Raw genomic sequence first — 12,885 nt, forward strand, 5'->3', positions numbered from 1 at the left:
AGCGCCGGGCGCTACGGGGTGGTGCTGATCTGCGCCGAGTACTTCGCCTCGGTCGCCGCCTTCTGCGGACGCCACCAGTCCTCGTTCTCGCGGTACCACTGCACCGTCGCGGCGAGGCCCGACTCGAAGTCCGTGTAGCGCGGCTCCCAGCCCAGCTCCGTCCGCAGGCGCGTGGAGTCGATCGCGTAGCGGAGGTCGTGGCCGGGCCGGTCGGTGACGTGGTCGAAGGCGTCGGCGCCCTGGCCGAACTCCTCCAGGATCAGGGTCACGACCTCGAGGTTGTTCTTCTCGCCATCCGCGCCGATGAGGTACGTCTCGCCGAGCGCACCGCGCTCGATGATCGCCCACACGCCGCTGTTGTGGTCGTCGACGTGGATCCAGTCGCGGACGTTCTCGCCGGCGCCGTAGAGCTTGGGCCGGACGCCGTCGATGACGTTCGTGATCTGCCGGGGGATGAACTTCTCGACGTGCTGGTACGGCCCGTAGTTGTTCGAGCAGTTCGAGATGGTCGCCTTCACGCCGAAGGAGCGGACCCATGCGCGCACCAGCAGGTCGCTGCCGGCCTTGGTCGAGGAGTAGGGGCTGGAGGGGTTGTAGGGCGTCTGCTCCGTGAACTTCGCCGGGTCGTCGAGCTCGAGGTCGCCGTAGACCTCGTCGGTCGAGATGTGGTGGTAGCGGACGTCGTGCTTCCGCACGGCCTGCAGCAGCGTGAAGGTGCCGATGATGTTGGTCTCGAGGAACGGCGTCGGATCGTTCAGCGAGTTGTCGTTGTGCGACTCCGCGGCGAAGTGCACGACCAGGTCGGTGTCGGCGACCAGCCGGTCGACCAGCTCGGCGTCGGCGATGTCGCCCTCGACGAACGTGATCCGATCGGCGACCGGGGCGAGGGAGGCGCGGTTGCCCGCGTAGGTGAGCTTGTCCAGCACGGTGATCTGCGCGTCGGGCCGCTCGCGGAGGGTCAGGTGGACGAAGTTGCTGCCGATGAAGCCGGCTCCGCCGGTGACGAGGATTCGCACGAGTGCTCCTGTTACGAGTTGGGGAAAAGAAGGGGGGACAGGGGCTTCCCTTTGGGACGTTACCGCACGCCGAGCGGGCAGTCGGACGGTCCCGCACGCTCTCGAGAAGGTGGTTTCCCCCCGTCCGGGTGATGTTCCGCGACCACAATTGACCGCTTAATGCGCCGAGGCGGAATTCTCCGATCAACGGCTCCTACGGTGTTCTGCGGTGCGAATTCGTGCCACGACGGAGAGGGGCAGCAGCCATCATGCGACCCACCGTCGACCTCCCGCTCGCCGCCGCCGTCGGCCTCGTCCACGCCCTCGTGGACGACCTCGTCCGCGGCGCGGGGATCCGCGCCCTGTTCCTCAAGGGCCCGATCGCCGATGCGCACCGGATCCGCCGTCCCCATCCCTCCAGCGACGCGGACGTCCTGGTCGCCCCGGGCGATGCGGACCGCCTCCTCACCCTGCTCGGCGAGCGCGGCTGGTCGGTCCGGCCGGGGTCCGCCGCGCACCGGGCGTTCGTGACCCACTCGGTCACCCTCCTCCACGCTTCCTGGCCCTGCGACATCGACGTGCACACCAGCTGGCCCGGCTTCTTCGTCGATCCGCACCTCGCCTTCGAGGTGCTCTGGCGGACCCGCTGCGAGGTGGTCGTCGCCGGAGTGCCGGTGCGGGCGATCGGCTTCGACACGTCCGTCGTCGTCTCCGCCCTGCACAGCCTGCGCTCGCCGTATCAGCAGCGGAGCGAGGAGGAGTTCGAGGAGCTCGTCGCGGTGGTGGCGGCCCGGGGCAGGGAGGAGGCGGTGGTCGCTCGAGCCGCGGAGCTCGGCTGCCTGGAGCCGATCGCCCCCTTCCTCGCGCGGATCGGCGCGAGCGTCGCGCTGCCCGCCCGGCCGAGTCGGCAGTACGCGCTCTGGCGGCTGCGCACCCGTCGACCGAGCAGGACGGCCGACTGGCTGCTGGCGATCGACCAGGCGCCGACGCTCGCGGAGCGTCTCGTCCTGCTCCGGCGAGCGCTCCACCCCGCCTTCCGGGACCTCGTGATCGACCACCCTCTGCTCCCGCCGACCGCCTCCGCCCGCCTGGCGATCCGTGCGCGGCGCTTCGTCGCCGCGACTCGTGCGCTCCTGCCCGCGCTCCGGGACCTCGTCGCCGTGCGCCGCGCCTCCCGGGTGGACGCCGACCCTGCCGCTGCTCCGGGACTCGCGTCCGGGAGAACCGCTCCCGTCGGCGGAGCTCCCGCGCCGACGCCCGTCACCGAGCGGACGGCTCAGGCCACAGGGCTCGTCGTCGACGGCGCGCGGACGACCTGCGGGCCGTCCGCGACGGGGTCCCGCGTGGCGGCGATGGCGACCCCGCAGGGCCTCTACCTCCTGCCCCTCGGTGCCCCCGCGGGGGCGCAGCCGGTCGTGCTGCAGGGGGCGGCGCGGCTGCTCTGGGAGCGGTTCTCCGCTCAGGACGCGCGCTCGCGAGCAGGGGCCGCCGCTGTCGTCCACACCGCGGACGACCTCGGCGACGTGCTCGCCGACGGCCGGCGCGCGGAGATCGAGCAGCTCCTCGACGAGCTCGTCGAGCTCGGCCTCCTGGCGGCCTGACCCGGGCCCGGCGACCCGACCGTGAGACCCGGCGACCCGGCCCGGGGAGCCGACCGCCCGCCGCGGGGGATCGACGGCCCGACCCGGAGGTCTGGCGACGACTCAGCGCACGGAGAGGAAGCGCCCCCGGCTGCCCGCGACGACGCCGCGGAGGATCGTGCGGGTCGTCGCGGTCCGGCCCCACCGCAGGCCCCGGGCCGCCAGCGCGGCGCAGTAGATTCCGCGGTTCAGCGCGAAGACGCTGCCGCCGCGGCGCCCCTCCGTCCGGGCCAGCTCGAGGTCGAGGGCGGTCCGGTTCCGGACGGCGAGGTAGAGCTCTCGGGAGTTCGAGGAGTGCAGGAGCACGTCGGTCGCCGACGCGCGCTCGGCCGCGCTCCGGCACCGGTCGAGATCGTCGATCCGGCTGAGGGGATGCAGGTTGAGGGTGAAGCCGGCCCGCGTGATCCGCCGCGTCCAGTCCCGGTCGTCACCCCGGAGCACGAACTCCTGACGCGGCGGCTCCACCTCGACGAGCGCGGCCCGGGAGACCAGCAGGCCGCCGTAGGGCGCGATCGGAACCACGATCGGCTCCTGTGGGCGCGCCCCGCAGGAGCCACCGGCTCGGCGCTGGAGCAGCCGGCGCATGTCGTTGTCCAGGAACCGGCCGGGGCTCGGGAACACCTCGGCGGCGGGTCGACCAGTGACGAGCTGGGACTGGTAGAAGTCGGTCTCGCGCAGACTCGCGTGGCAGCCCCTCGGATCGAGCGCCAGGGGAGAGGCCAGCAGCACGGCGAGTGCGTCCGGCCGCGGCGCGGTGTCGTCCTCGAGGAGCCAGGCGTAGTCCAGCTCCTGCGTCCGGCAGTGCTCGATCGCGGCGCGGAAGCCGCCGGCGGTGCCGAGGTCGTTCGGAAGGACCGTGGCGCTCACGCGGGCGTCGAGGCCCGCCGGGAGCAGTCCGCGCAGCACGCGCTCCTGGCCGCCGTTGCCGCTGAAGACGACGTGCACCGAGTCGGAGCCGGCCTGCAGCGCCGCCTCGACGACGCGGGCGAGTGTCGCCGTGCGCTTTCCGGTGGACACGGTCACGGCGATGACCCGGGGTTCGGTGCCGTCGAGGCGTCGGAGCATGGCGGTGGTCTCTTCTTCGGTGAGGGGCGGGAGCGAGAGGCGGGCGGCGAGAGCGGCGCCGCCTCGAGCAGGAGGACAGGAACAGCACCGTACACGAGAAGATGAGGTGCGCTCGCTATTGCGAGAGATTCTCTCAGTTCCGCCCGTGCCGCGCACCGCAGCCCGCCCGATCGCCCATGACCCGTGCCCCTTCTTCGGCGAGGACGACGTCGAGCACCCGCTCCGCGTAGGTAGTCCAGTCGGTGATCGACGTCGCCGCGGTGCGCGCCGACTCCGCGATCGCCAGCCGGGTCGCGCGATCGAGCGTCTGCACCCTGCTGAGCGCTTCCCGGAGCGCCAGGACGTCTCCCGCGGGCAGGACCGTGCTGTGCCGCGGGTCGAGAAGGGCGGAGGCACCGTTGGCGTCGGTCGTGATCACCGGGAGGCCGGAGGCCGCGGCTTCGGCGACGACCAGGGAGCAGGCGTCCTCCAGTGTCGGGAGGACGAAGGCGTCGGCGGCCCGGAACTCCCGCGCGAGCTCGTCCGCGGAGAGCGGGCCGGTGACGATCACGTTCGGCGGGGCACCGCGGAGCAGGCGCCGATCGAAGACTCCGCCGGCCAGGACGAGGTCCACCGGCAGCCCTCGAAGGGCGTCGAGGAGCTGGGGGATCCCCTTGCGATGCGAGAGGTGGGCCGCGCAGACGACTCGTCGACGCTCGGGGTCGCGATCGACGGACGGTCCGTCGGGAGTGAAGCCGGTCAGGCTCACGCCGTAGGGGATCTGCACGATCTTCGCGCGATCGACGCCGTACCGGGCCATCTGCTCCGAGACGATCGCCGAGGGCGTGAGGACGATGTCGGCGAGCCGCAGCTCCTTCTCGATCCGGCGCACGAGGCGCCCGGGGTAGCGCTCGTCCCAGGTCCGGCGGCGGGAGAAGTGCCGGAGGAGCTCGCCGTTGTGCGCGCGCGGATGCGCGTCCACGGCGTGGAGGACCCGCCGGGCGTCGGGGTGAGCGCGGAAGAGCGCGAAACAGGCGCCCGGGAAGCCCAGCACGACCGCGCCCTCGGGGAGCTCGACAGCAGCCGCCGCCCGGTCGAAGAGGACCTTCGAGAGGTAGGACGCCCGCAGCGCGAGACCGGGACAGGGCAGCCGGAGACCCGCGCGGAGCACCGTCTCGGCCAGATGCGACACCCGCTCGACCCGGTGGGGACGGGCCGCGGCGTAGCCGTCCCGGAGGACGCGCATCCGCCGCCCGAAGGTCGTGCGGGCTGCAGCGGACGGGAGGGGGAGCGACGCGGCGAGAGCGACGAGCCTCGTCCGCGGAAGGATCTCCGCAGCCAGAGCCCCGCGGGACGCCGCACCGGCGACCAGGGCCCTGGCCGCCCCCTCGGAGTACGGGCTCGCGACGACGAGTGCGCGTCTCGGCGGCGTCATCGCAGCATCGCCCGGAGCTCCTCGCCGATGCGGCGCACGAACTCGGTCCGCGAGAAGGCCGCCGTGGAGTGCTCGTGCGCGGCCCGGCCGAACGATTCGACGGCGGCGCGATCCAGCCCCTCGAGGGCCGCGACCCACTCCTCCACCGCGCCGGGGGCGAGCGTGCGCCCGGTCACTCCGTCCAGGACGATCTCCGGCAGCCCGCCGGAGCGGCTGACGAGGGCCGCTCGTCCGGCTGCGGCGGCCTCCAGGGCGATCGTCGGCAGGGGATCGGGCGACGTGCTGGGCACGACGACGACGTGAGCCGCGTCCAGCACTCGCCGCACGTCCTCGCACTCGCCGCGCACCTCGACGGACTCGCCGTTCCGCATGCCCGCCACGATGCCGCGGACGTCCACTCCGGCCCCGCAGACCGGAGGCCCGCCGAGGACGATCAGCCGCACATCTCGGCGCTGGAGGCGACTCCACACCCGGAGGAAGTGCTCGTGGCCCTTCCACGCGTTCCACCTGCTCGCCAGGACGAAGACGAGTTCGTCTCCCTGCGGCAGCGGGACCGGCGGTGCGCTCTCGAATCCGTTGTGGACGACGGTCGAACGTCTCCGGTTCGAGGCGGTCAGCGTGTCCGCGACCGCTCGGCTCACGACGACGAGGCGGTCCGCCGAGCGGAACAGCAGGCAGAGGACCCGGCGCTCGATCCCTCGACTGTGCTCGTGCAGATGCAGGAGGGTCGGTGCACCGAGGAGGCGGGCGACGGGCAGCACGAGCGCGAGCGCGGCGGTGTTCACGTAGACGAGTGCCGGATCGAGCTCGCGGATCGCCCGGCCGGTCGCTGCGGTCCGCCGCAGGAAGGAGAGGAGGTGGCGCGGCCGGAGATAGGCGCGCCGGAGCACGGGCAGCGGCATGCGGCGCACGGTGACACCGCGTTCCTCGAGCAGGCGGGTGAGGGGGCGAGCGGGGTATTCCAGGTCGTCCGGGAGCCACACTTCGGCCGTCATGCCCTCGGGGACCGCCCGCAGCGCCTCGAGGAGGACCCGATCGGCGCCGTAGGTCTCGTCGGAGGGATGGAGGAACAGGATCGTTCGCGGACAGGACACCGCGGCCGGAGGGCGGGGACGGCGTCGCCGACCGACGGACCCGCTCACCGGCTCACCAGCGGGCGGCGGTGGGCGCGCGGACGGGCCGACCGTGTCGTTGCGCCGTCCACCAGCCGGGCGAGGGTCTCCTCGTAGGCGGAGCAGACCGAGCCCCAGGTGTAGTGCTCGCGGGCGCGCTCGCGGGCCGCGTCGCTCGCGGCGCACTGCTCGTCGGGGGAGAGGAGCATCCGCCGGACCGCCGCGGCGATCGACGGAGGGTCCGGTGCGACGAACACGCCGCCCTCCCCGAGCACCTCCCGGTTGTAGACGGTGTCGCGGGCGACCGTCGGAGCGCCGCAGGCCATGGCCTGGACCAGCGCGGGATTGGTGCCGCCGACGCTGTGACCGTGGAAGTAGGCGCCGGCGTGCTGCCAGAGCGAGAAGAGCCGGGCGTCGTCGCGGAGGTGACCGAGGTGGTGGATGCGCTCGTGGGACGCCGCCAGGCGAGCGGCCCACTGATCCAGCGCGCCGCCGCAGCCGGTGGAGCCGACGATGACGACGTCGTGGGTGCGCGCGATCGCGGGAGCGGCGGCGAAGAACTCCTCGACGGTGTTCTCGGGCACGAACCGCGAGACGAGGAGGGCGTACGACCGGTGCCGGAGCCCGGGCTCCACGGGCAGGGCGGGCGGGACGTCGCCGCCGTAGGGCAGGAAGACGCCGTCGCGCTGGAAGTCGGTGCCCCAGCGCCGGGCGATCTCGTGCGAGTCGAAGGCGAGCTCGGTGGCGTGCGCCGCGGTCATCCGCGCGCCCCTCCGGAAGACGGACCGCGCGAGAGGCCCCCACTTCTCCCGCTCCCACTCCATGCCGTCCACGTTCACGAGGGTGGGGATGCCGGCTCGCTCGAGCAGGGGGAGGAGGAGGCCGTTCGCGGCGTTCATGACGAGTGCGACGTCGGGAGCGCGTCGCACCGCGTCGCGGGTGGCGCTCAGCCCGTGGCTCAGCGTGCTCAGCGACCGGGAGTCCCAGCCGGAGGTGACGACGGTGCGGACGCGCGGGTCCCGGCCCTCGGCGTCGTCGACGGTCGCTCCGGGGCGCCCGTAGACGGTGACGTCCCAGCCCGCGGCGACGAGGTGGGGGGCGAGCCGGCGGACCGCGGTCTCGAAGCCGCCGTAGTAGCTGGGGTAGCCGCGCGTGCCGATGACGGCGAGGGATTTCGGCATGGCGGGGACGCTATTCGCGCGGGACCGGGCGTCGACCCGGAGGGGCGTGTTCGTCGGGGAACTGGCGCGCAGCGCCGCTCGGACCGCGTCAGACGCGCCGGAATCGACGCAGGTGGCGCAGGATGCGTGTCAGCGTCGACCGGCGGCGAAGACCCACATAGGCGCTCGGCGACACGGCGATGAGAGCGAGTGCGGCAGCGACGGCGAGGTGCCCGTCGCGGACGGTGCGGAGGACGTCGCTCGCTCGGACGTCGGCCGAGACCTCCCGCTCGATCGTGCGTCCGGCATCGCCCGCGGACGGGTGCTCGGCGACGTGGTTCAGGGCCGACAGGTGGGCGACCCGCGCCGTGTAGGAGCTGACCGAGGGGTGCGCGGCGAGCAGGGGGAAGTCCGCCTCGAGCAGGCGCACGACGTGACGGACGTTCCTCGAGAGGTCCAGGAGGTCGACCTGCAGTCCGTCCGTGATCGCACCGGGGCGGACGGAGTAGACGTAGAGCTCGCGATCGACGAACGAGACCGTGCGCGCACGCGCGAGCAGGACGGCCATCAGCGCCGTGTCCTCGTAGGAGCGGGAGCGGGGGAAGCGGAGGCCGGCGTAGAGCTCGCGCCGGACGAGCTTGTTCCAGAGGAAGGCCCAGAGCCGGAACTCGAAGAGCTCGACCGCGGCGTCGCATCCCGTCCAGAGGCGGCCCCCGGTGTACGGCATCGCTCCGACGGGCAGCCGCTCGCCCGACTCGCCGACGGCGACCAGACCGGTGACGACGACGTCCACCTCGCCGGACATCGCATCGACCATCGCCGCGAGCATGTCCCGATGGACGTGGTCGTCGGAGTCGACGAACCAGACGGCGTCTCCGGAGGCGCGCTCGAGGATCGTGTTCCGCACCTCGGCGAGCCCGAGATTCGACTCGTGCGTCACCACCAGCACCGAGAACGCCGGAGGCGCGTCCGCGATCGACGCGCGGACCTTCACCATCGAGTCGTCGGGGCTCGCGTCGTCGACGATGATCACCTCCACCGTGCATCCGGGCGGCAGCGCGAGCGCCCACAGCGAGGAGAGGCAGCGCTCGACGTACGCGGAGACCCCGTGGACCGGAACCCCGATCGTGACCGAGCGGGGACGCGCCGTGCTCGGGCGGGTCATCGGTGCCCGTTCGAGGCGCTCGCCCCGCCGATCGCCCGGCCGGCGCCCTCGAGCAGCTGCTGGGCGGCCGCGAGCAGGTCCGGTGCCACCGAGTCCGCGGTGAAGGCACCGATCCCGCGCGCAGCGCGAGCGGTGAGGCGCTCCCTGAGCTCGGGCTCGTCGAGCAGTCGTCCGATCGCCTCGCTGAGCGCCGAGCGGTCGTCCCGAGGCACCAACAGCGCATCCACGCCGTCCTCGCAGAAGTCGTCGAAGCCGCTGCCGGTGGTGGCGACGAGCGGGGTACCCACCGCTTTGACCTCGAGCGCCGCGTTCCCGAAGCCCTCCCAGCGCGAGGGACAGGTCACGACGGTGGCGGCCCTGATCGCGGCGAACACCTCGTCGCCTCCGACATGGCCGAGGAACGTGAACCTGTCGCGGTGCTCGGCGGCGACCGTGCCGAGGAGCTCCGCCTCCGTCGGCTCGAGGAAGCAGAAGGCTCCCGCGAAGACGAAGGAGACGTCAGGACGGGTGCGGGCCAGTGCCTCGAAGGCGTGCATCGCGGTCTCGACGCCCTTGCGCCGCTCGATGCGGCTGAGGAAGAGCACCACGGGACCCGGGCCGGGCGGCCAGCCCTCCGGGAGGTCGCCGGACCGCGCGCTCCGCTGCACCGTCGGCACGTCGATGCAGTTGCGGACGACGACCGAGGGCGGAAGCTCCGGGATCCGCGTCGAGTACCAGTCCCGGACGGCGCGGGAGATCGGGACGAGTCCGAGCGACCGTCTCATCTGGCGGGTCTCGAGGCATTTCTGGAGCCCGATCAGGAGGCGCGTGCGGAGAGTCCGCCCTTCCGTCGACCGGCCCGCGATCCAGTCCGCGATGCGGTAGCCGGTCGCGAGGTTCGTCACGAGCGGCGCGTGCCGGGGGAGCAGCGCGCCCAGGCCCTCCCACTCCGCGAGGAAGATCACGTCGTAGCGGGAGCGGCGGACGAGGGCGCGCAGGTGGAGCGCCCGTTGCAGGAGCCTGCCGACAGCGGGCCGGCGGCGCAGCCGGACGTACTCGAGGATCCGCACGCCCTCGGGATCGAAGCCGTCGAGAGGCGGATCGCAGGAGAGGACGACGAGGTCGACCTCGACGCCGGCTCTCACCAGCGCCGGCAGGAGCGAGGCGAAGCCGCGCCCGATTCCGCCGGTGTAGGGCGTCAACCCCGCGTACTCCGTGGTGGCGACCAGCCAGCGGCGCGTCGATGTCATCAGCACTCCTCGGTGTCCGCCGGGGGCGGGGTGTCCAGCGGCTCGCGGGACGCTACCAAGACGCTCGCCGCCACTGCGGCGTGCGGCGCGGTCTCCGGGGCTCTTGGCGCGGCGCGGCCGGAACGACCCGGCTCGTCGCCGGTCCGGCTGCTCCGGCGCGCCCGTCCTGCGCTGCTGGTGCAGCGGGGCCCGAGCTGCTCGAGTGGCGCTCGCCGGGGCCGACGCGGTGCGGAGGGACGGGCGGGAGGGCACGCGGCGGTGCCGGTTCCGACCGCGCTTCCGCGATGGTCAGCAGGAGGGCGAGCGCCGGGATGATCAGAGAGGCCGGCGCCGACTCGAGGAGGTTGAAGGCCGACGCCGCCACCAGGTAGGCGACCAGCATCGCGGGGCCGGCCACCGCACCCCGGGCGATCGAGCAGATCAGGACGATCAGGAGGTGGGCCACGAGGAAGGTCGTGCCGATGATCCCGTAGCTGAACACCGTCTGCCACAGGCTGCTCTCGAGGACGTAGTTCCCCCCGCCGTTCTGCGCGAAGACGACCCCCGACAGTCCTCCTCCGGAGCCGAAGACGCCCGACTCCGTCGGCAGCACCTTCAGACCGATCCGGAGGACCAGGTCGCGGACGTCCGCGGACCGTGCGCCCTCCTCCGTCTCGGAGCGGGAGTCGAGGGCCTGAGCGCCCACGGTCGACACGATCACGAGGAGAGGAGCGAACGCGAGGATCAGTCTGATGAACCGGCTGCCCGTGAGGCGGAAGACGGTCACGCCGCCCGCCACCAGGACGCCGACAGCGATCGAGATCACGGCGCTGCGCGATCCGGAGAGCAGCACTCCGGCGCAGCAGGCCGCGAAGCCGAGGAGGGCACCCGGCCGTCCGCCCTTGAGGACCAGTCCGAACGCGAGGGACCCGACCGAGGCGAAGAAGGTGCCGTTCACCAGGGGGTGCCCGAGCGTCGTCATGATCCGGTACACGCTCCACTTCTGCGTGAGCGGGAACGGAGCGGAGGCGAAGATCTCGGCGTAGAGGTTCGACCGCGTCGTGAACTCGACCGTCCCGACGATCGCGAGGACGACCGACACGACGAGGAGGGCGGTGGTCAGCGGCCGGAAGACCGAGGGGTCGCTCATCCACAGCGGAAGGGCGATCAGCGCGATGACGACGACGGCCGTCCAGGAGACGATCGTCTCGATCTGCCCCTGCGGCCGGAGGACGGGGATCACCAGTGCGTAGACCGTGAACGCGATCGGCGCCATCAGCCGGGTCCTGCGGAGCCAGTGCGGTGGCGGAGCTCCGGTCGCGATCGCCAGGAGTGCCGCGAGGACGATGATCGGACTGAGGATCGGGAACGGCGCGGGCAGCGCCAGGTAGTCGAACGGGACGACCGCGTAGAGGACGAGCACGAGCGTCAGGGCGGCGGCCGGCGGGAGCAGGCGGGCGACGATCAGCACGCAGGTCGCCGCAGCGGCGAGCGCCGGGATCCGGAGCTCGCCGGTGACGACCGCCACCACCACGGCGCCGAGCAGGAGGACTGCCAGAGCGGGAAGCCAGACGGCGTTCGAGCGCTGCGCGGGCGCTCCGCCCGGGAGCGGGGCCTCCGGGTGACCGGGCCGCGGCAGTGGCGGAGGTCGTCGTGGAGACCGTGCGAGCGATCGGCGGTGCGAGCCGGCGGGAGGTGGTGTCATGGCGGGTCGCCTCAGGGGTCGGGGGGTGTCACGGATGGTCAGCTGTAGCGGGGGAGCGCGGCGCAGAAGCCTGCGGCGCCGATGAGCACGCCGGCCGCGAGGCAGCCGGAGACGCGCAGGAGGCCGGAGCGGCCGATGTCCTGCCCGACGTGCGGCAGGCGACCGGCGAGGGCGACGGCGTCGCGGAGGACGGCGGCGCACGCTCCCGCGAGCAGGTCGGCGGCGACGGTGAATCCGGCTCCGATGCTGAGAGCGACGCCGATCCAGTGCCAGGGGACGAGCACGCTCGCGCGGCCCTGCACGATCAGGTACGACGAGGCGCACCACAGGCAGGCGATCGGCGCGGAGGAGACGGAGAGGATCGGCACGATCAGCAGGGCGGGATGCCAGGAGGAGTCGAGGACGCGTCCGAGGACGAGGAGATCCAGGGCGACCATCGTCGTCTGGACGACCAGGGCGCCGACCGCCGCCTGCATCACGACGGATCGGAGCACTGCGCGCCGCTCCTCGTCCGTCCGGGAGTTCGCCACCCGGGCGCGGAGGACGTTCGCGAGTCCGAGGACGACGGCGTCCGAGACGGCGCGCGCGATCTGACTCGCGATCGAGTAGAGGCCGAGTGTCGTGGCTCCACCGAGGGCGGAGAGGACGATCCGCTCGGACTGGCCCTGCAGCCAGCCGAAGACGTTGCTCTGCAGGGTGGGGATCACGTAGTCCCTGAGCATCGGCCGACGTGGCAGGTCGGGAGCCGGCAGTGTCCCCCGTCTCGAGAGCAGGAGGAGGAGGATCCCCTCGGTCACGCCGGTCTGGAGCGATCCCGCCGCGATGCCGAGGACGGGAGCGAGCGGGACGCAGACGACGATCGAGGCGATGCTGCCGAGGGCCTGGCCCCGCGCGATCGAGGCCCAGCGTCCGTCGAACTGCGCCCGGGTCAGTGCGGGCAGGATCGCTCCGTGGAGCGCGGCGACGGCGACGAACGGCAGGAGGGCGACGGCCTGCGCGGCGGACGCCGCCGACAGGGCCCAGAGCAGGCCGATCGCGACCGCCATCGCCGTCGCGCCGCCGACGGAGACGACGGCGGCGGCGCGACGGAGCTGGCGCGCACCTCCCTCCCTCCGCCACATCGCGACGCCGAGCGGGCGCACCGTGTTCTACCCGATCTCCTGCAGGAGGGAGAGCGCGAGGAACGCCATCGCGTACACGCCTGCCTCCGCGGGCGACACGTGGACGGCGACGACGAGGCCGACCACCGCGCTCGTGCCGCGGGAGACGAGCCGCTCGAGGGCGGCGTTCGAGGAGCTCTGCGCTGTCGGGGAGCGCAGCAGTGCGGCGACGCGGTGGATCATCGAGCTCCGGGGCGTGGAGCCCCGGACTCCGTCGCGCAGCAGGACGTCCGGTCCATCGAGGGAGCCTCCCGATCGGGG

11 protein-coding genes are annotated in these 12,885 nt (G+C 73.0%); 1 reads left to right on the forward strand and 10 read right to left on the reverse strand.

The genetic code is table 11. The features are described 5' to 3' along the window. Positions 1 to 11: 11 nt before the first annotated feature. Complete coding sequence (gene rfbB / locus MT355_RS06605) at positions 12 to 1,016, reverse strand: dTDP-glucose 4,6-dehydratase (RefSeq protein WP_243598951.1); 1,005 nt, start codon at positions 1,014 to 1,016, stop codon at positions 12 to 14. A gap of 248 nt (positions 1,017 to 1,264) precedes the next feature. Between rfbB and MT355_RS06610 the strand changes: the two genes are divergently transcribed. Further along, on the forward strand, positions 1,265 to 2,596 hold the full coding sequence (locus MT355_RS06610; protein WP_243598952.1) for a nucleotidyltransferase family protein: 1,332 nt from the start codon (positions 1,265 to 1,267) through the stop codon (positions 2,594 to 2,596). Between the two features lie 102 nt (positions 2,597 to 2,698). Here the strand turns inward: MT355_RS06610 and MT355_RS06615 are convergent, their stop codons facing one another. The 9 genes from MT355_RS06615 to MT355_RS06655 all read right to left on the reverse strand — a co-directional run bounded on the left by MT355_RS06615 (position 2,699) and on the right by MT355_RS06655 (position 12,807). Beyond that, positions 2,699 to 3,700 carry a glycosyltransferase gene (locus tag MT355_RS06615; RefSeq protein ID WP_243598953.1) on the reverse strand — a complete coding sequence of 334 codons (1,002 nt, stop codon included), beginning with the start codon at positions 3,698 to 3,700 and terminating at the stop codon, positions 2,699 to 2,701. Between the two features lie 133 nt (positions 3,701 to 3,833). Further along, complete coding sequence (locus MT355_RS06620) at positions 3,834 to 5,114, reverse strand: glycosyltransferase family 4 protein (protein ID WP_243598954.1); 1,281 nt, start codon at positions 5,112 to 5,114, stop codon at positions 3,834 to 3,836. Next, positions 5,111 to 6,208 (reverse strand): glycosyltransferase family 4 protein, encoded by a 1,098-nt coding sequence (locus tag MT355_RS06625; RefSeq protein WP_243598955.1) that lies wholly within the window; start codon positions 6,206 to 6,208, stop codon positions 5,111 to 5,113. The genes MT355_RS06620 and MT355_RS06625 overlap by 4 nt, the downstream gene beginning before the upstream one ends. Before the next feature lie 44 nt (positions 6,209 to 6,252). Continuing rightward, on the reverse strand, positions 6,253 to 7,407 hold the full coding sequence (locus MT355_RS06630) for a glycosyltransferase (protein WP_243598956.1): 1,155 nt from the start codon (positions 7,405 to 7,407) through the stop codon (positions 6,253 to 6,255). 88 nt (positions 7,408 to 7,495) lie between these two features. Next, the gene (locus MT355_RS06635; RefSeq protein WP_243598957.1) at positions 7,496 to 8,551 is read right to left on the reverse strand and encodes a glycosyltransferase family 2 protein; all 1,056 of its coding nucleotides are present in this window, start codon (positions 8,549 to 8,551) and stop codon (positions 7,496 to 7,498) included. Beyond that, positions 8,548 to 9,780 carry a glycosyltransferase family 4 protein gene (locus MT355_RS06640; protein ID WP_243598958.1) on the reverse strand — a complete coding sequence of 411 codons (1,233 nt, stop codon included), beginning with the start codon at positions 9,778 to 9,780 and terminating at the stop codon, positions 8,548 to 8,550. Before MT355_RS06640 ends, MT355_RS06635 begins: the two co-directional genes overlap by 4 nt. Positions 9,781 to 9,832: 52 nt before the next feature. Beyond that, on the reverse strand, positions 9,833 to 11,287 hold the full coding sequence (locus MT355_RS06645; RefSeq protein WP_243598959.1) for a hypothetical protein: 1,455 nt from the start codon (positions 11,285 to 11,287) through the stop codon (positions 9,833 to 9,835). A 215-nt stretch (positions 11,288 to 11,502) separates the two neighbouring features. Next, a complete protein-coding gene (locus tag MT355_RS06650) occupies positions 11,503 to 12,606 on the reverse strand; it encodes an oligosaccharide flippase family protein (protein WP_243598960.1) in 1,104 nt (367 codons plus the stop codon). 6 nt (positions 12,607 to 12,612) lie between these two features. Then, positions 12,613 to 12,807, reverse strand: a complete 195-nt coding sequence (locus MT355_RS06655; protein WP_243598961.1) for a hypothetical protein — start codon at positions 12,805 to 12,807, stop codon at positions 12,613 to 12,615. Between the last annotated feature and the right edge of the window lie 78 nt (positions 12,808 to 12,885).

The organism is Rathayibacter sp. VKM Ac-2929, from assembly GCF_022815495.1.
GTDB lineage: Bacteria > Actinomycetota > Actinomycetes > Actinomycetales > Microbacteriaceae > Rathayibacter > Rathayibacter festucae.

What these genes read in the sequence shown, in the direction of transcription:
- MT355_RS06610 (WP_243598952.1), top strand. Translation starts at nt 1,265, where the DNA reads ATGCGACCCACCGTCGACCTCCCGCTCGCCGCCGCCGTCGGCCTCGTC.
- MT355_RS06615 (WP_243598953.1), bottom strand. Translation starts at nt 3,700, where the DNA reads ATGCTCCGACGCCTCGACGGCACCGAACCCCGGGTCATCGCCGTGACC.
- MT355_RS06620 (WP_243598954.1), bottom strand. Translation starts at nt 5,114, where the DNA reads ATGACGCCGCCGAGACGCGCACTCGTCGTCGCGAGCCCGTACTCCGAG.
- MT355_RS06630 (WP_243598956.1), bottom strand. Translation starts at nt 7,407, where the DNA reads ATGCCGAAATCCCTCGCCGTCATCGGCACGCGCGGCTACCCCAGCTAC.
- MT355_RS06635 (WP_243598957.1), bottom strand. Translation starts at nt 8,551, where the DNA reads ATGACCCGCCCGAGCACGGCGCGTCCCCGCTCGGTCACGATCGGGGTT.
- MT355_RS06640 (WP_243598958.1), bottom strand. Translation starts at nt 9,780, where the DNA reads ATGACATCGACGCGCCGCTGGCTGGTCGCCACCACGGAGTACGCGGGG.
- MT355_RS06655 (WP_243598961.1), bottom strand. Translation starts at nt 12,807, where the DNA reads ATGATCCACCGCGTCGCCGCACTGCTGCGCTCCCCGACAGCGCAGAGC.